At 68.2% G+C, this 16,640-nt stretch carries 9 protein-coding genes and 1 pseudogene; 6 read left to right on the top strand and 4 right to left on the bottom strand.

Annotation, left to right across the window (positions count from 1 at the left end; translation table 11 throughout):
• Window positions 1–49 precede the first annotated feature (49 nt).
• From ABZV38_RS05525 to ABZV38_RS05515, 3 genes are all read left to right on the top strand, one after another.
• Window positions 50–1,303 (top strand): SpoIIE family protein phosphatase, encoded by a 1,254-nt coding sequence (locus ABZV38_RS05525; RefSeq protein ID WP_356324823.1) that lies wholly within the window; start codon window positions 50–52, stop codon window positions 1,301–1,303.
• A gap of 178 nt (window positions 1,304–1,481) precedes the next feature.
• The gene (locus ABZV38_RS05520) at window positions 1,482–3,311 is read left to right on the top strand and encodes a glycoside hydrolase family 15 protein (RefSeq protein WP_356324821.1); all 1,830 of its coding nucleotides are present in this window, start codon (window positions 1,482–1,484) and stop codon (window positions 3,309–3,311) included.
• 457 nt (window positions 3,312–3,768) lie between these two features.
• Entirely contained in the window at window positions 3,769–4,875 is a 1,107-nt protein-coding gene (locus ABZV38_RS05515; protein ID WP_356324819.1) for an AI-2E family transporter, read from the top strand.
• A gap of 51 nt (window positions 4,876–4,926) precedes the next feature.
• On the opposite strand, the gene ABZV38_RS05510 is transcribed toward ABZV38_RS05515, so the two are convergent.
• Together ABZV38_RS05510 and ABZV38_RS05505 are read right to left on the bottom strand one after the other, a co-directional pair.
• The gene (locus tag ABZV38_RS05510; RefSeq protein WP_356324818.1) at window positions 4,927–5,643 is read right to left on the bottom strand and encodes a hypothetical protein; all 717 of its coding nucleotides are present in this window, start codon (window positions 5,641–5,643) and stop codon (window positions 4,927–4,929) included.
• Between the two features lie 145 nt (window positions 5,644–5,788).
• Window positions 5,789–7,696 carry a SpoIIE family protein phosphatase gene (locus tag ABZV38_RS05505; RefSeq protein ID WP_356324816.1) on the bottom strand — a complete coding sequence of 636 codons (1,908 nt, stop codon included), beginning with the start codon at window positions 7,694–7,696 and terminating at the stop codon, window positions 5,789–5,791.
• A gap of 55 nt (window positions 7,697–7,751) precedes the next feature.
• On the opposite strand from ABZV38_RS05505, the gene ABZV38_RS05500 reads away from it, so the two are divergent.
• The 3 genes from ABZV38_RS05500 to ABZV38_RS05490 all read left to right on the top strand — a co-directional run bounded on the left by ABZV38_RS05500 (window position 7,752) and on the right by ABZV38_RS05490 (window position 14,068).
• The gene (locus ABZV38_RS05500; protein WP_356324813.1) at window positions 7,752–12,008 is read left to right on the top strand and encodes a HAMP domain-containing protein; all 4,257 of its coding nucleotides are present in this window, start codon (window positions 7,752–7,754) and stop codon (window positions 12,006–12,008) included.
• Entirely contained in the window at window positions 12,005–12,712 is a 708-nt protein-coding gene (locus ABZV38_RS05495) for a response regulator (RefSeq protein ID WP_356324812.1), read from the top strand. Before ABZV38_RS05500 ends, ABZV38_RS05495 begins: the two co-directional genes overlap by 4 nt.
• 279 nt (window positions 12,713–12,991) lie before the next feature.
• Window positions 12,992–14,068 carry a glycerophosphodiester phosphodiesterase family protein gene (locus ABZV38_RS05490; protein WP_356324810.1) on the top strand — a complete coding sequence of 359 codons (1,077 nt, stop codon included), beginning with the start codon at window positions 12,992–12,994 and terminating at the stop codon, window positions 14,066–14,068.
• A gap of 81 nt (window positions 14,069–14,149) precedes the next feature.
• Here the strand turns inward: ABZV38_RS05490 and ABZV38_RS05485 are convergent, their stop codons facing one another.
• Both ABZV38_RS05485 and ABZV38_RS05480 read right to left on the bottom strand, forming a co-directional pair.
• A complete protein-coding gene (locus ABZV38_RS05485) occupies window positions 14,150–15,301 on the bottom strand; it encodes an MFS transporter (protein ID WP_356324808.1) in 1,152 nt (383 codons plus the stop codon).
• A 241-nt stretch (window positions 15,302–15,542) separates the two neighbouring features.
• A pseudogene (locus ABZV38_RS05480) lies at window positions 15,543–16,610 on the bottom strand (BTAD domain-containing putative transcriptional regulator); the annotation flags it as partial.
• Window positions 16,611–16,640: the final 30 nt, after the last annotated feature.

The following is a 16,640-nucleotide window of genomic DNA, read 5'->3' as shown; positions in this document are numbered from 1 at the left end:
CAGGACTCATAGTTGGGACGACGTTCGGTCGTGGCGGCCACAAGACGGAATGGAAGAGCCTGTGACGACACCACGGATCGACTACCAGGCGTTGTTCGCCGCCACGCCCAGCCCCTATCTGGTGCTCGGTCCCGACCTGGTGATCATCGACGTCAACCGGGCGTATCTCACAGCGACCGGCCGCACTCGGGACGATCTGGTCGGGCAGTACCTCTTCGAGGCCTTCCCTGACAACCCTGCGGATCCGGGCGCCGACGGGGTGCGGAATCTGGGCGCCTCCCTGCGCCGGGCGCTGCGCTCCAAGGAGCCGGACACGATGGCGGTCCAGAAGTACGACATCCCGGTCGCGGACAAGCCCGGCGTGTTCGAGGAGCGGTGGTGGTCCCCGATCAACACTCCGGTGCTCGGGCCGGACGGGCAGGTGGCGTGGATCATCCACCGGGTGGAGGACGTGACCGCGTTCGTGGTGTCCCATCCCTCCCGCCCGCTAGAAGGCGGGGAGCTCAGCAAGTGGGCGGCGATGGAAGCCGAACTGTACGAGCGGGCGCGTGAGCTCCAGGGGTTGAACGAGGAACTGCGCCAAGCCCACGCCCGCGAACGCCAGGTCGCCGTCAGGCTCCAGGAGGCCATGCTGTACTCGCCCGACCTGGCCCGGCATCGGGATGTCGCGGTGCGCTACCTGCCCGCCGCCGGATCTCTGAACGTGTGCGGCGACTGGTACGACCTGGTCGACCTGCCCGACGACGGCTGCGCCGTAGCGGTCGGTGACGTTGTCGGCCACGGCCTGGAGGCCGCTGCCGTCATGGGAATGCTCCGCAGCGCGCTGTCCGCCGCCGTCCGGGCCCGCAACGAGCCCGCCAAGGCGCTGGAGGTGCTGGGCCTGTACGCGCGCTCGGTGGAAGGTGCGCTGGCCACCACCGCGGTCCAAGTGGTCATCACCCCCGGCAGCCACCGCATCACCTACAGCAGCGCCGGCCACCTCCCGCCGGTCCTGGTCCACCACGACGGCACCTTCGACCTGCTCGACCAGGCCACCGACCCGCCGCTGGGAGCCCGCCCCCAACACGTTGCCCGCCCCCAGACCGAGCTGCCATACACCCCTGGCGACACCCTCGTGCTCTACACCGACGGCCTCGTCGAACGCCGCGGTGAGGACGTCGACGCCGGTCTGCACCGCCTCACCGACGCACTGGCCCGCTTGGCCCGCCTCAGCCCCGAACGCCTCGCTGACGCCCTGCTCGACCGCCTCGGAGTCAGCGCCGGCGCCCGCGATGACATCGCCCTGATCGTCGTGCGCCTGTAGGTTCCGGGGCTCGCCCCGGCTGGCGAGCGGAACCCGCAGCCCCGCCGACAGATCCACATCACTGGAAAGCATCACTGCCGGAGCGGCCGGGTCGCGATCCCACTCGGTCCCTGAGAGCGTGACAGCAAAACGGACATGAAGCGGTCGGCGTCGTGGACGCCGTAGGGAGCGAGGCGGCATGCACGATCCCGATCCACCGTTCCGGCCGGTCCGCAGGCGGGAGGGCTACCTTCCGCTGGAGGATCTCGGCCTTATCGGGGACGGTGCGACGGCCGCGCTGGTCGGCCTGGACGGCTCCATCTCATGGATGTGCCTTCCCCGGTTCGATGCCGCCCCCCTGTTCTGTGGCTTGCTCGATCAAGCACGAGGCGGGCATTTCACCCTGGCGCCGGAGGACCTGGTGGAGGCGCGACAGCGCTATGAACCTGACACCGGCGTGTTGACAACCGAAATGCGCAGTCCCACCGGCCTGGTTCGCGTCACCGATGCGCTGACCCTGCGCTCTGGCGCTGATCTCACCGACGACGCACCGGCTGACCGGGCCGAACTCGTGCGTTCGGCGGTGGTGCTGGCCGGAAACGTCCGCCTGCGAGCGGACCTGGAGCCCCGCGGTGGTGGGCAGGCGCGGGCATTGTTCAGCGGACTGGAAGTGCGGTCGCCCCGGCGGCCGGACCTGCGGCTCCACCTACGGTCCAACCGTCCCCTGAGCGGCCTGCACAGCACACATGACCTGCGACAAGGTGATCGCCTCGATCTCGTGTTGTCCTGGGGGCGCTTCCATCGCCACCACCGGTTCGACGCCGACGCGATGCTACGGGGAACCGCTGACGCATGGCGCCGCTGGATGAAGCATGTGGACTACGCCGGCCCTGAGGAACCCTTGGTCAGGCGCGCCGCGATCACGCTGAAAATGTGCGATGACTGGGCCAATGGCTCGCTGGTCGCAGCCCCTACGTCCTCCTTGCCTGCACCGATCGGCGGGATCCGCAACTGGGATTACCGCTATGCCTGGATCCGCGACGCGGCCTTCGCCGTGTTCGCCCTGCGCCGCATCGGCTTCCGTGGCGAGGCCGACGCCTTCCTCGGCTGGGTTCTTGACGCCTTCGAGTACAGCGGACGACCCCGGATCATGTACGGCCTCCATGGCAGTCCGGTGCCGGACGAGGCCGAGGACAGCGAGTTGGAAGGCTACCGGCGCTCTGCCCCGGTGCGATGGGGCAACGGCGCGGCTGACCAGCGCCAGCACGACGTCTACGGCGAGATCCTCGACTGCGCCGACCAGTGGCTGCTCTCCGGAGGTGAGATCCAGCCCGTGCTGTGGACCAGCCTGGCCGAGCTGGCCGACGCCGCAGGGCGGGCCTGGCGGCAGCCGGATCAGGGAATCTGGGAGGTGCGCAGCGAGGGCCGGGTGTTCACGTACTCGGCCGGGATGTGCCAGGTGGCCCTGGACCGGGCTGCGACGATCGGCGAGCGGCTCAACCTGCCCGGGCCGATCGCCGAGTGGCGAGCCTCGGCCGACCAGCTGCGCCGGCGCATCCTGGACGAGTCCTGGGACGAGGACGCACAGACCCTGAGTGCGCACCTGGACGGTGGCGGCACCGTGGACGCGAGCCTGCTCGCGCTTCCCCTGCGCCACATCGTGCCGGCTGATCACCCGCGGATGGTGGCGACCACCACGGCCATCGCCGAGCGCCTGTCGGCCGGCAACGGGCTGCTCTACCGCTACCTGCACAAGGAGTCCCCCGATGGCCTGGCCGGCGACGAGGGTGCCTTCGTGCTGTGCAGTTTCTGGCTGGTCGACAACCTGATCGGCCAAGGCCGGATCGAAGAGGCCGACGAACTGTATGCCTCGTTGTGTGCCCGGGTGAGCCCGCTGGGGCTGCTGTCGGAACAGATCAACCCGTCCACAGGAGAGCTCATGGGCAACTTTCCTCAGGCATTCAGCCACATCGGGATCATCGCCAGCGGCGTCAACCTCGCCCGAGCGAAGGCAGGCGCTCAGGGGTGATCAACCGGCTCGCAAGGCGGAGATCGTCCGGGACGAGACTCTCGCACGGGAAGGAGGGCCGGCTCCGCACACGATCGCCGCAACGGCCGTAGGCCCGCTGCCGTGGTCAGCCTGCCGGTGCGCCCGAGTGGTGTCCAGGCATCGACGCCGGTGACGCCGCCATGGGCCGCGGGGCGCAGCGTCGTCCACCCACCGCAGATTTCTCCTGCGCCTGCTGGGTGACTTCGCGTGTATGCAGCCGCGGGAGCTGGGATGATGCGTCGCCGACTGATACCAGCGAGGAATGCCCAGGCGATCGCATCTGCAGCCCGACAACCCGGACCCCGGCTTCCTGTCTGAAAGGCGGAGGCACCGGACGCGTGCCGCGTCGCGCCAGGCGCTGCGCGGCATCAACGGCCGTGCTTCCCGCCGCCCGGGATCGCAGCATGCGCCGACCGACCCGACGCAAGAACTGCGTGTGCCCTCCGCGCTGCAGACGACCGCTGGCTACGCCTGGCGGATTCTCGTCGTGGGAGCTGTCGTCTACGCCGGCTTCTCAGTGCTGGGACGATTCCACGAGGTCGCGGCAGCAGTCTTCCTCGGCCTGGTCGTCACCGCGATCCTGCGCCCGGCGGCGGACTTCCTGGCTCGCGTGATGCCGCGGCCGCTCGCGGTGGCAGTGGCGTTCCTCGGCAGTATCGTCCTGGTCCTGGGCGTGCTGTCCCTTGTCGGTGAGGCAGTAGCCGGAGAAAGCGCCGGGCTGGAGCGGCAGTTCAGCGACGGCCTCCTCAGGATCGAGCGATGGCTGGAGGGTCCACCGTTCCGGCTGAACCCCGGGGCGCTGACCGACTTGCAGGCCCGGATCGGGCGATTTCTGTCCACTCATCGGTCCACCCTGATCAGCTCGGCGCTCAGTGGCGTGGGCCGACTGGTGGAGGTGATGACCGTGTTCGTTCTCGCGCTGTTCTGCTCGGTCTTCTTCATCTACTCGGGCGACCGGCAGTGGGACTGGTTGCGCGAACAGCTTCCGGCGACCGCGCGGGAGCGGGTGGAGATCGCGGGCCGAGCGGCGTGGCGGACCTTCACGGGGTACACGCACGGCATCATCGTGGTGGCCGCCACCAACTCCGTACTCGTCGGACTCGCACTGTTCGCACTCGGAGTGCCGCTGGCGCTTCCGCTGGCGCTGCTGGAGTTCTTCGCAGCCTTCGTGCCACTGATCGGTTCACCCATCGCCCTTGGAGTCGCTGCCGTTGTGGCTCTGGCGTCAAAGGGCCCGATCGTAGCGGTCGTTGTCATCGCGCTGATCGTCATCATCGGTCAGATCGAGGGGCACCTGCTGCACCCGATCGTGATGAGCTGGGCCGTCCGCCTGCATCCAGTGGTGATCGCGCTCTCCGTGATCGCCGGCGCGATCGCGGCGGGAGTGCTGGGAGCGGTGGTGACAGTGCCGCTCGTGTCCGTCATCTGGTCGGTGCATCAGGCGCTGCAGCGGGCGCGGAGATCCACGGAGGCGAAGGCCACCCGTACACGGCCGGCGACGGGCATCCGCAGAGGACGTGGGTCGGACCGTACCGGCACGTAGCGAACCCGGGAGGGGACGGCCCCGGGGCCGGGAGCACCCGGCGGGCGCTCATCAGTCGTGCAGCCAGACGCGGAGTGTGCCGAGTGCGGCGAATCCACTGGCATGTGCGTGCACGAGGTCGTCGCCGTGTTCGTAACCGACGAGGGGAAGCCCGGGGAAATGAGTGGCGACTGCTGCGATCGCTGATGACCAGATGGCGGCAACGTCGCTGCTGTTGACGGCGAAGAGGTTGGAGAGACCGATCAGCCCCGTGCTCCGGTTCAGGATGACACCGCCGGAGAGGTCTTCGTCGTCGTGAACGGCGAGCACCAGCACGGACGGGTCGTCCAGCAGCGCCGGCCGGAAGACGTCCGGGGCTCCGTCACCGCCGTGCCAAGCGGCCTGCCACTCGCGAAGCCGGTCGGCTGTGGAGACCCGCTCCGTGCGCAGGGCCGGCGTTGCTGGTGCGGGGAGTCCCGCCGGGCGGTGGATCCACTGGGCACGGAAGAGCTCGACGAAGCCGCTGGAGCTGAGGTCGAGCGTGCCGAAACTGTCCTTGACCGAGCACCCGGGTGACGCGGTGTCGATCTCATCGAGGAAGTCGGTCGGCACCGCGTCATGGTGCAGAGTGATGGCGTCGGGGTAGTACGGCGGCGTGCGGCGGGAACTCCACCAGGCCGTCTCGCCGAAGGTCCCTGGTATGCCGTGGGACCGGCAGAGCGCGGCACACCAATCGGCGTTGTTCCGAGCTGCGGCGGCACGGATGGCGGTCGTCTCGGTTGAGGTCACCTGGGACAGGGTGACACTCCTGAGGTCCGATCGCACGTCCGTTTCCCCGCTTGGCCGGATCGGTTGTCGTCAGTGGTCTCCGGGGGCGTACCGGCTCCAGGGGGTGCCGACTTCGGTGGCGATGCGGGTGGGGCGGCGTTCGGTCTCACGCCTCGTCCCGCACCTGCTCAGCCCGTGCCACATGCACCGGCAACGCCCCTATCACCAGCACCGCGAGGTCGTCTTCGACCGGTCCGGTGTCGAATGCGTGCACCGCCTGCCGCACGCGTTCCGCGACGGCTGTGGCGCCCAGCCCCACGCACCCCCGCAGCAACTCGGAAAGTCCGTCGTCATCGTCCAACTGCCGATTTCCGCTCCGGCGTTCGGTCACGCCGTCGGTCACGCACAGCAGAGTCTCACTCGGTGCGAGGTCGAAGGTGTTGGAGTGGAACTTCGCGTGGTCGTCGATTCCGAGCAGCATCTGCGGGTCCGTCATGGGCGCCACCGAGCCATCGGCGGACAGCCGCAGCGGCAGTGGGTGCCCGGCGCTGGCGATCTTGCAGTGCGCGCCTCCTGTGACCGGGTCGGGCTCCAGCTCCCCGTAGAGCAGGCTCAGGAACTGGGGCCGGGCCTGCTCGCCGCCAAGCGCCGCGGCCTCGGCGCTCTCCTCCGCCATTGCGCAGTTCAGTTTGGTGAGCACCGACTCGACGCCGTGCCCCTCGCGTGCCAGCAGCCGTACCAGGTGCCGGGCCAGGCCGGTGACGGACATCGCCTCCGGGTCGTGGCCGCACACGTCACCGAGCAGGAAGCCCCAGCGCCGGCCCGCCATCGGGAACAGGTCGTAGAAGTCGCCGCCGACGGTCTGGCCGTGACCGCGCGGCTCATAGACGATCGCGGTGTCCACGCCTGGGATGTCGGCGAGGGAAGCGGGCAGTTGCCTGCGCTGGAGCGCCCGGCTGATGGTTGTCTGCTCGGTGTACTGGCGGGCCGTGACCACCGCCTGGGCGACACGCCGTACCAGGTCTTCCGCGAGCCGCACGACAGCGTCGGTCATCTGCAGCAGGCCCGCCCGGCCGAGCAGCAGCACACCGTGGCAGCGACCGCCCGTGACGAGGGGGAAGGCGATCGCGGATCCGCCCGTGTTCGCGCTCTCCGGCCAGGGCCAGGGGATACCCGTCGTGGCGAGCCTGGCGGGCGGCGGGTCCTTCTCCAGCACGCGGCGTAGCGCGTCGATGCACCGTTCGTCCGCGTGCCAGACGCGGGAGAGCCGCAGACCGCCGTTCTCGGTGCTCAGCCACACGCCGCACCAGTCCGCGAGCCTGGGTACGAGCAGCTGCCCGGCCAGGGCGGCGACCATGTCCTCGTCGAGCTGGCCGGCGAGGAGCTCGCTCGCCTCGGCGAGGAACGAAGGGCCTCCGCGGTCGACCCACTCGGCGGTGTCGTCGCGGCGGGTGTGCAGCGAGTCGGTCGCGAGGCTTTCTGCGGTGCTCGGTTCGCTGTCGGGGGCCTCGTCAAGAGGGCTGCCGACCGTCTCGGGTTCCTCGGCCGTGGTCTCCAACCGGAACCACACCGTCTTCTGGGTGCGCCGGTACGTCACGCCCCACGATTCTGCCCGTGCACGGACGAGCTGGAGGCCACGGCCGTACCACGCGCGCCGGGCGTCCTTCCTGCCGAGCACGGTGCGGGAAGGGTGGCGGTCCGCCACCTCGATGACGACGTCGACAGGTCCGTCCGCGTTGAGGGGTCCGTTCACGTCGAAGCAGGGCGAGGCGGGTGAGGCGTGCCCCGCCTCCAGGCGGCAGACGACCTCGACCGTGGTCCCGGCGTGCACGACGGCGTTGGTGACCAGTTCGCTGACCAGGAGCATGGCGTCGTCGACGAGCCGGTCGGTGATCTTCGGTGAGGCAGGAATCGCAGGATCGGTCCATTCGCCGAGCGCGGCGCGCACAAAGGTGCGCGCCGCGGATGCCGCGCAGTCGTCTGCGGGCAGAGTCGTCCGCGAGACGAACTCACGGTGGGGGGACAACGACCCTGCGGGCGACTCCTTGGAGTTTCCGACGATTGACCGAATCATGTAACGTATTTTACGACAAAGTACCGATATGCCCCGATTCTGAGTGTGAGCTGCCATGGCACTCGACCCCTCGTCCGATGCCGCTTCCCCCGCCACTCATTCCCCGGAATCCCTTGATTCCCCGGAACGTCCGGCCCGACCGGGCTCCACCCCGGACGGGCAGTGGGTGCGAACAGCTGAGTTGCGTCCGCTGCTCGCGGCGTTGAATTCTTTGTGCGACGGTGACTTCACCGTGCGTGTGCAGGGTGCGGACGAAGGTGTCCTGGCCGAGATGGCGGGGGTGTTCAACCAGATCAGCGCGCGGAACGCGCATCTGGCCGCGGAAATCCAGCGGGTGCGCCGCGAGGTCGTGCGGCAGGGCAGGCTGGACGAGCGGATCGCGGCGAGCCCCGGGCAAGGGGCATGGGCGACGAGCGTGGATGCGGCGAACCAGCTCGTGGAGGCGCTGGTGGCACCGGTGGCGAACGCGACGCGGGTGCTGGACGCGGTTGCTGCCGGTGATCTGACGCAGCGGGTGGACATGCACGACGGCAACCGTCAACTCCGAGGTGACTTGCGGCGCCTGGGACTCGTGGTGAACCGGATGGTCGACCAACTGTCCCTGTTCACGGGTGAGGTGACCCGTGTCGCACGGGAGGTCGGTACGGAAGGGCGACTCGGCGGGCGGGCCAAGGTGCAGGGCCTGTCGGGCGACTGGCGTTACGTGACCGAGGCCGTCAACACCATGGCGGCACGGTTGACGGCGCAGGTACGCGACATCGCCGTGGTGACGACGGCGGTGGCACGCGGCGACCTGACCCAGCAGGTGACGGTCGAGGCGACCGGCGAGCTGTTGGAACTGAAGCTCACCGTGAACACCATGGTGGACCAGCTTCGCGCGTTCGCGGACGAGGTGACGCGCGTCGCCCGCGAGGTCGGCACGGAAGGGCAGCTGGGCGGGCGTGCTCAGGTGCCCGGGGTCTCCGGCGTGTGGAAGGACCTCACCGACAACGTCAACCTCATGGCTTCCAACCTCACCTCGCAGGTCCGCAACATCGCCCAGGTGACCACCGCCGTCGCCAACGGCGATCTCAGCCAGAAGATCACTGTGGACGCACAGGGCGAAATTCTCCAGCTCAAGAGCACCGTGAACACCATGGTCGACCAGCTGTTGGCGTTCGCGGACGAGGTGACGCGCGTCGCCCGCGAGGTCGGCACCGAGGGGCGATTGGGCGGGCGTGCTCAGGTCCGCGGGGTCTCCGGGGTGTGGAAGGACCTCACCGACAACGTCAACTTCATGGCGGACAACCTGACCTCGCAGGTCCGCAACATCGCCCAGGTCGCCACTGCCGTCGCGCAGGGTGACCTCGGCAAGACGATCACGGTGGAAGCAAAGGGCGAGATCCTGGAGCTGAAGTCGACGATCAACACGATGGTCGACCAGCTCTCGGCGTTCGCGGACGAGGTGACGCGCGTCGCCCGCGAGGTCGGCACCGAGGGGAACCTGGGCGGGCAGGCGCAGGTCCGAGGCGTTTCCGGCGTCTGGAAGGACCTCACCGACAACGTCAACTTCATGGCGCTGAACCTGACTTCGCAGGTCCGCAACATCGCCCAGGTGACCACGGCCGTCGCCAACGGCGACCTGTCGAAGAAGATCGACGTGGACGCGCGCGGCGAGATCCTGGAGCTGAAGGACACCGTCAACACGATGGTCCAGCAACTGCGGGCGTTCGCGGACGAGGTCACCCGTGTTGCCCGCGAGGTCGGCACCGAGGGGGACCTGGGCGGGCGTGCTCAGGTCCGCGGGGTCTCCGGGGTGTGGAAGGACCTCACCGACAACGTCAACTTCATGGCGGACAACCTGACTTCCCAGGTCCGCAACATCGCCCAGGTCGCCACCGCCGTCGCGCAGGGCGACCTGTCGAAGAAGATCGACGTGGACGCGCGCGGCGAGATCCTGGAGCTCAAGACCACCATCAACACAATGGTCGACACACTCTCCTCGTTCTCCTCCGAGGTCACCCGAGTCGCCCGCGAGGTGGGCAGCGAGGGGCAGTTGGGCGGCCAGGCCCGCGTCGAGGGTGTCTATGGAACGTGGAAGCGGCTCACCACCAGCGTCAATGAACTCGCCTCGAACCTCACCACCCAGGTCCGGGCGATCGCCGAGGTCGCCAGCGCCGTTACCCAGGGCGACATGTCCCGCGCCATCTCGGTCGAGGCACAGGGCGAGGTCGCCGAGCTGAAGAACAACGTCAACCTCATGGTGGCCAATCTCCGTGAGACCACCCGCGCCAAGGACTGGCTGGAATCCAACCTCACGCGCATCGCCGGCCTCATGCAGGGCCACCGAGACCTCGTCGAGGTCGCCGACCTGATCCTGCGCGAGCTGACGCCGCTGGTGAACGCGCAGTTCGGGGCGTTCTTCCTGACCGAGGCGGCGGCCAAGCCGGGGGAGGAGCTTCAGTTCATCGCCGGCTACGGCACCGACGCGGTCAGAGGGAGTGGTCCGCTGCCCGAATCCGGGACGCCGGGCCGCGGGCTCATCACCCAGGCCGCCATGGAGAAGAAGCGCATCCTCATCTCCGACGTCCCACCGGACTACATCACCATCAACTCCGGGCTCGGCGCCGCACTTCCGGCCAGCGTCGTCATCCTGCCGATCCTCTTCGAGGACCAGGTACTCGGAGTGATCGAGCTGGCCTCGTTCAGCAAGTTCAGTGACGTACACCTGGCCTTCATCGACCAGTTCGTCACCACCATCGGCGTCTCCATCAACACAATCATCGCCAACTCCCGCACCGAGTCCCTGCTCTCGGAGTCGCAGCGCCTCACCTCCGAGCTGCGCAATCGCTCCGACGAACTCCAGCGGTCCAACGCCGCGCTGGAGGAGAAGGCCGCCCTGCTCGCCACGTCCTCGCAGTACAAGTCCGAGTTTCTGGCGAACATGTCGCACGAGCTGCGCACCCCGCTCAACTCGCTGCTGATCCTGGCCGGTCTGCTTGCCGACAACCCGGATGGCACGCTGTCCGAGCAGGAGGTGCAATTCGCGGCCACCATCCACCGCTCGGGCTCGGATCTGCTGCAGCTGATCAACGACATCCTCGACCTGTCGAAGATCGAGGCAGGCCGGATGGATGTGCGCCCGAGGGCTTTGCCCCTGGCCAAGCTGCTGGACTACGTCCAGGCCACGTTCCGCCCGCTGACCCTCGACCGTGGGCTCGCCTTCGAAGTCACGGTCGGCGAGAACGTGCCGAGCGAGCTGGTCTCGGACGAGCAGCGCCTCCAGCAGATTTTGCGCAATCTGCTGTCCAACGCCGTGAAGTTCACCTCCTCCGGCGGCGTGGAGCTGCGCGTGGAGTGCGTGCCCGGGTCGAAGTTCGAGGACCGGCCGCTGCGGAACGCCGAGACCGTCATCGCGTTCTCGGTCAAGGACACCGGCACCGGGATCCCGCCCGAGAAGTTGTCGGTGATCTTCGACGCGTTCCAGCAGACCGACGGCACCACCAGTCGCAAGTACGGAGGCACCGGGCTCGGGCTGTCCATCAGCCGCGAGATTGCCGGACTGCTCGGTGGCCGGATCGTCGCCGAGAGCGAACTGGGCGTCGGATCCTGCTTCACTCTCTACGTTCCCTCGCGTTACCCCGGCGTCTTCCCCGAGCCCGAGCCGGTGGCACCGCCGGCCGCGCCCGCTGCGCTCCCTGGCCAGGTCGCTCCGTCGTCGCACGCTGCCGCCTATGCGCCGAGCGGCGTCTTCGGTAACGCGGACAGCCTGATCGGCAGGGGAACCCTCGAGGCCGCCGACGTCCGGGACGACACCTGGCCGGAGACGACACGGCTCAAGGAGTGGCTGAGCGGGCGCCCCGGCCACGTGCTGGCAGGGCGCCGCATCCTCATCGTCGACGACGACATCCGGAACGTCTTCGCCCTCACGCATATGCTGGGCCGCGTCGGCATCACCGTGAAGTACGCAGAGAACGGTCGCGAAGGCATCGAGGTCCTCGACCGGTCTCCCGACGTGTCGCTGGTGCTGATGGACATCATGATGCCCGAAATGGATGGATACGAGACGATCCGGACTATCCGGCAAACGCCCCGTCTCGCCGGACTGCCCATCATCGCGCTCACTGCCAAGGCCATGCCGGGCGACCGCGAGAAGGCGATCGAAAGCGGCGCCTCCGACTACGTTCCCAAGCCCGTGGACGTGGACCGTCTGCTGACGGCCATCTGCGACCTGCTCGACCCGCAAGGCGCCACCCCGGCGCCGGAGTCAGGAACGGGCGAAGAACATCCGGCCGAGGAAGACGGCACAGACCCGCCGAGGCGGACGACATGAGCATTGCCACTCCGGAGAAGGCCAGCATCCTGATCGTCGACGACATGGAGGAGAACCTGGTCGCGCTGGAGGCTGTACTCGGCTCGCTCGACCAGCAGCTGGTGCGTGCCCACTCCGGGGAGGAGGCCCTCAAAGCGATGCTGCGCCAGGATTTCGCGGTCGTGCTGCTCGATGTCCTGATGCCTGGCATGGACGGTTTCGAGACCGCCGCCAACATCAAGCGCCTGGATCAGACCAAGGACGTGCCCATCATCTTGCTGACCGGGACCGAGGCCGACACGGACTACCTGTACCGGGGGTATGCGCTCGGCGCCGCCGACTTCCTGACCAAACCCTTCGCCCCGTGGCTGCTGCGTACCAAGGTCAATGTCTTCCTGGACCTGTACCGCAAGAACCGCCAGCTCGCCGCACAGGCCGAGCAGCTGCGGCGGCTGCTGGTCGGGACGCCTACTCCCGCCGCACCGATGGGGCCGGCAGGATCCGTGGAACGCATCGAGGGTGCCCGGGACAGGCTGTCGCGGGGACGGGCCGCAGGCACGGGCGCGGCGCGCAGTGGCGAGCAGCTGGCGGAGATCACCGAGCGGCTCGCCCAGATCGAGCTGCAACTGCGCGACGCCGGAGACAACGAGACCCCCGGTCTCGCCGACCGCATCGCCGACCTCGAACGTGCCGTCCGCAGCCTGCGCGTGGGTCGAGACGCCTAGGGTCTTTCGTTTGGATCAGGCTGGATCAGGGAGCCCCGCGAGCCCAGCATGATCCAAACGAGAGGCCCTAAGGGCTGTCCCGTCATCCCTGGCGGTCGCACGGCGACAGCTACGGCTTCGCTGCGCTGCCGGAACGACGGTTTGCCCGTTTTGACTCCGTCGCCCTGTGAACAACAGTTCCCCGGGCGTTCACGATGCCCTCATGATTGGGCTTCGTACGAGCCGGAACTACGGCTTAGCGTCACAGTGTCCAGTTCGTCCGATGTACATGAGGCTTAAATGTCCCTCCGGCATGCAGTTGCCGCGCTGGCCGTCGTACCCGCGCTCGTGATCCCCACGACGGCCCAGGCGGCCACGGCTCACAACGGCCACGTTCCACCTCAGCAGACCCACTTCGACCTCCAGGCCCACCGCGGTGGCATCGGCATGACCACCGAGGAGTCCCTCGAGGGCTTCGGCAAGGCCCTGCGCCTCGGAGTGACCACCTTGGAGTTGGACACCCAGATCACCAAGGACCAGAAGGTCGTCGTCAACCACGACCGGCAGATCAGCGCCCAGAAGTGCAAGGACACCGGGCCGGTGACGCCGGGCGACCCGATGTACCCGTACGTCGGGAAGTACATCAAGGATCTGACACTGGCCCAGATCAAGACAATGGACTGCGGCTACCAGCAGCTGCCCGGCTTCCCCGACCAGGAGCAGGTCAAGGGCTTCCGGATGGTGGAGCTCAAGGACGTCCTCAATCTGGTCAAGAGTTACAACGCCAAGCAGGTCAAGCTCAACATCGAGACCAAGGTCGAGGCGGGCGCGCCCGAGCAGACCGCGCCGCGCGAGCTGTTCGTCCGCCGCGTCCACGAGGAGATCCACCGCTCGGGGATCGAGCGGCAGGTCACCATCCAGTCCTTCGACTGGGGCGCGCTGAAGGAGATGCACAAGCTCGCGCCGTCCTACCCGCTGGTGGCGCTGACCAACTACGACTTCCTCCAGGTCGGCAAGCCCGGCGCCTCCCCGTGGCTGGGTGGCATCGACGCCGACGACTACGACGGCGACTTCGTCAAGGCCGCCTCCGCTGTCCCCGGTGTCACCGCGCTCTCCCCCAACTACGGCTTCCCGCAGAACGGCACCGTCGCGGACCCGAACTTCCGTTTCTACCCCGACGAGAAGATGATCTCCGAGGCCCACGCCCGCGGCCTGAAGGTCATCCCGTGGACCTGTGACGACAACGCCACCATCGAGGCGCTGATGGACATGGGCGTCGACGGCATCATCACCAACTACCCCAACCACGTACGGGAGATCATGGCCGAGCGCGGCATGCGCCTGCCCAAGGCCTACCGCGCGCCGCACCACCACTGACGAGGCACAGCACGCCACACACGCGCACGTCCCCGGAGCACCGTTGCTCCGGGGACGTACGCCGCGACAGGGCAGCTCGGGTTATCCGACCTCGGCCAGCTCGACGTCCTTCGTCTCCCGGTAGAGGAAGAACGTGACGGTACTGATCAGGCAGAGCGCCACGACGTACCACGGGTACCAGTGGCCGTGACCGTGGGCGGAGAGATACTCGATCAGATAGGGCGCGGTTCCGCCGAACAGAGCGACCGTCAGCGAATAGGGCAGCCCGATCCCGCTCGACCGGAGCCTCGTGGGGAACATCTCCAGCATCGCTGACGGAGCTGCCGCCGCACAGCAGCCGAACAGCAGCAGCGCCGCCGTCATCACCACGAAGAGCCAGAGCGCCGAGCCCGTGATCAGGCTGAAGAACAGCGGTGTGAGGCAGGTGAAGCCGGCGCCGAACGCCAACAGCAGAGGACGACGTCCGAACCGGTCGGAGAGCATGCCGAGCAAGGGAAGCGCGACCACGAAAACCACCTGGGCGCCCATGGAGGCCCACAGAGCGGCATTCGCCGGAACCTTGAAAACATGCTGGGCGTACAGAGGCAGGTACGAAGCGAAGGTGTAATAGACCACGGTCGTCCCCACGGTGAACCCGACCACCCGGGCCGTGGCTCCGGGATGATCGCGCAAGACCTGCCACGCCGGATTCCTGAGCCGCGAGCTTGCAGCGCTGAAGACGTCTGTCTCATCGACGCGCCCGCGCAGGTACCAGCCGTACACGCCGAGCAGGGCGCCGAAGGCGAAGGGGACGCGCCATCCCCAGCTGCTCAGGTCGGCAGCCGGGAGCGCGGTGTGCAGGATCAGCGAGAGGAGCGTGGCCGCCAGCGTGCCGAGGGTCGTGCTGATGTAGATGGCGCTGGAGTACAGACCGCGACGCCCCTTCGGCGAGATCCCGTTCACGTATGTGCTCATCACCGTGATCTCGCCGCCCGCGGACAGTCCTTGAACGGCCCTGGCCAGCACGAGCAGCACCGGCGCCAGCACACCCACCTCCTGGTAGGGCGGCGCGATCGCGATCAGGAGGCTGCCGCCGGCCATCAGCATCAGGGAGAGCCGCAGAGCTGCGGAACGGCCGCGACGGTCGCTGTAGGCCCCGATCAGCGCCCCGCCCAGCGGACGGAAGAGGAACCCGACCGCGAAAATCGCCAGGGCCTGCAGAACAGCCGCTGTCGAAAGGGGAGAAGTCTGCACCGGGGAAGATACCGGCAAGCCGGAACACCACACGGTCCTCCGCCCCCATGGCGTCGTAGGACAGGGAAATCGCCGCGGACACGGCGGATGTGGTGTCGCCGTCGACGGACAGCGCCGCGAGCCGGTTTCCCTGCCGTAGGCGCTCCAGGTAGGCGTCGATCCGGCCACCCGGAGCATTGATCAGGTTGGCCGCGGCGATACGCAGCGCCAGCGGCAGGTACGCGCACAGGGACGCCACCTCGTGCACCACGTGCGGTTCGACCGCCACTGCGGACTGCCGCAGCATGCCGCTGACGAGCTCTCGCGACTCCTCCGGACTGAGGGTGCTGACCTGGATCACCTGCGCCCCGTGGCTGACGGCAAGGGCCCGGAACTGCCGTCGACTGGTGATCAGCACCGAACAACCCGCGTCGCCGGGGATGAGCGGCAGCACTTGGTCGATGCTCGACGCGTTGTCCAGTACCACCAGTACGTTCTTGCCGGTCAGTTTCGATCGGTAGAGATTGACCTGCTCCGTCAGGTAGACGGGGATCTGACCGGCCGGCACGCCGAGACTGCGGAGAAACTGCGAGAGCACCTGTTCCGGGTTGAGCGGCGTATGCTCGTCGACCCGCTCGTAGCCGCGGAGATTGACGTACAACTGCCCGTGCGGAAAATCCGCCTGGACCCGGCGGCCGAGACATACCGCGAGTGCGGTCTTCCCCACACCGGGCGGACCCGAGAGTACGACGACAGGAACCCCGGTGCGGCCGGACGCCGGCGGCAGCTGTGTCTCGATCCGGTCGACGAGTTCGTTCCTCCCCACGAATCCCAGCGCCAGGGGCGGCAGTTGGGCCGGAGCGGTGGCGGCCTCGGCGGTCTCGGGCCGGAGGCCTCCAGGTACTGCCAGACTCGGGTCCGATTCGAGGATGCCGGAGTGCAGGGCCCGCAGTTTCTCGCCGGGCTCGATGCCCAGCTGCTCCACCAGTTCGCGGCGGGCCTGCTGATAGACGTCCAGCGCTTCTGCCTGCCGCCCGGCCCGGTACAGGGCCAGCATCAGCAGGCCCCAGAAGTGTTCGCGCAACGGGTTGTCCATGGCTGCCGTACGCAGCTCCTTCACCAGCTGCGCATGCCGGCCGAGGCCGAGTTCGGTCTCGAAGTACGCCTCCAGGGCGGTGAGTCGCTCGTCCATCAACGCGGGGAGCTCGTCCTGCCGCAAGGTGTCCGAGGGAATGTCCGACAAGGGTGTCCCACGCCATGCATCCAGCGCCTCGGCCAGTAAGCGTGCTCGCTCGGCCGGGGCGTCGGCCTGGCCCGCGGCCCGGACCAGACGGCGGAAGCGACTCAGGTCGAAGTCCCC

Source organism: Streptomyces sp. NPDC005181 (genome assembly GCF_040608395.1).
Taxonomy (GTDB): Bacteria; Actinomycetota; Actinomycetes; order Streptomycetales; family Streptomycetaceae; genus Streptomyces.
Note: the sequence above shows the minus strand (reverse complement) of the source record. Positions and strands in the feature narration are given on the sequence as shown.

What these genes read in the sequence shown, in the direction of transcription:
- ABZV38_RS05525 (WP_356324823.1), top strand. Translation starts at nt 50, where the DNA reads ATGGAAGAGCCTGTGACGACACCACGGATCGACTACCAGGCGTTGTTC.
- ABZV38_RS05520 (WP_356324821.1), top strand. Translation starts at nt 1,482, where the DNA reads ATGCACGATCCCGATCCACCGTTCCGGCCGGTCCGCAGGCGGGAGGGC.
- ABZV38_RS05505 (WP_356324816.1), bottom strand. Translation starts at nt 7,696, where the DNA reads ATGATTCGGTCAATCGTCGGAAACTCCAAGGAGTCGCCCGCAGGGTCG.
- ABZV38_RS05500 (WP_356324813.1), top strand. Translation starts at nt 7,752, where the DNA reads ATGGCACTCGACCCCTCGTCCGATGCCGCTTCCCCCGCCACTCATTCC.
- ABZV38_RS05495 (WP_356324812.1), top strand. Translation starts at nt 12,005, where the DNA reads ATGAGCATTGCCACTCCGGAGAAGGCCAGCATCCTGATCGTCGACGAC.
- ABZV38_RS05490 (WP_356324810.1), top strand. Translation starts at nt 12,992, where the DNA reads ATGTCCCTCCGGCATGCAGTTGCCGCGCTGGCCGTCGTACCCGCGCTC.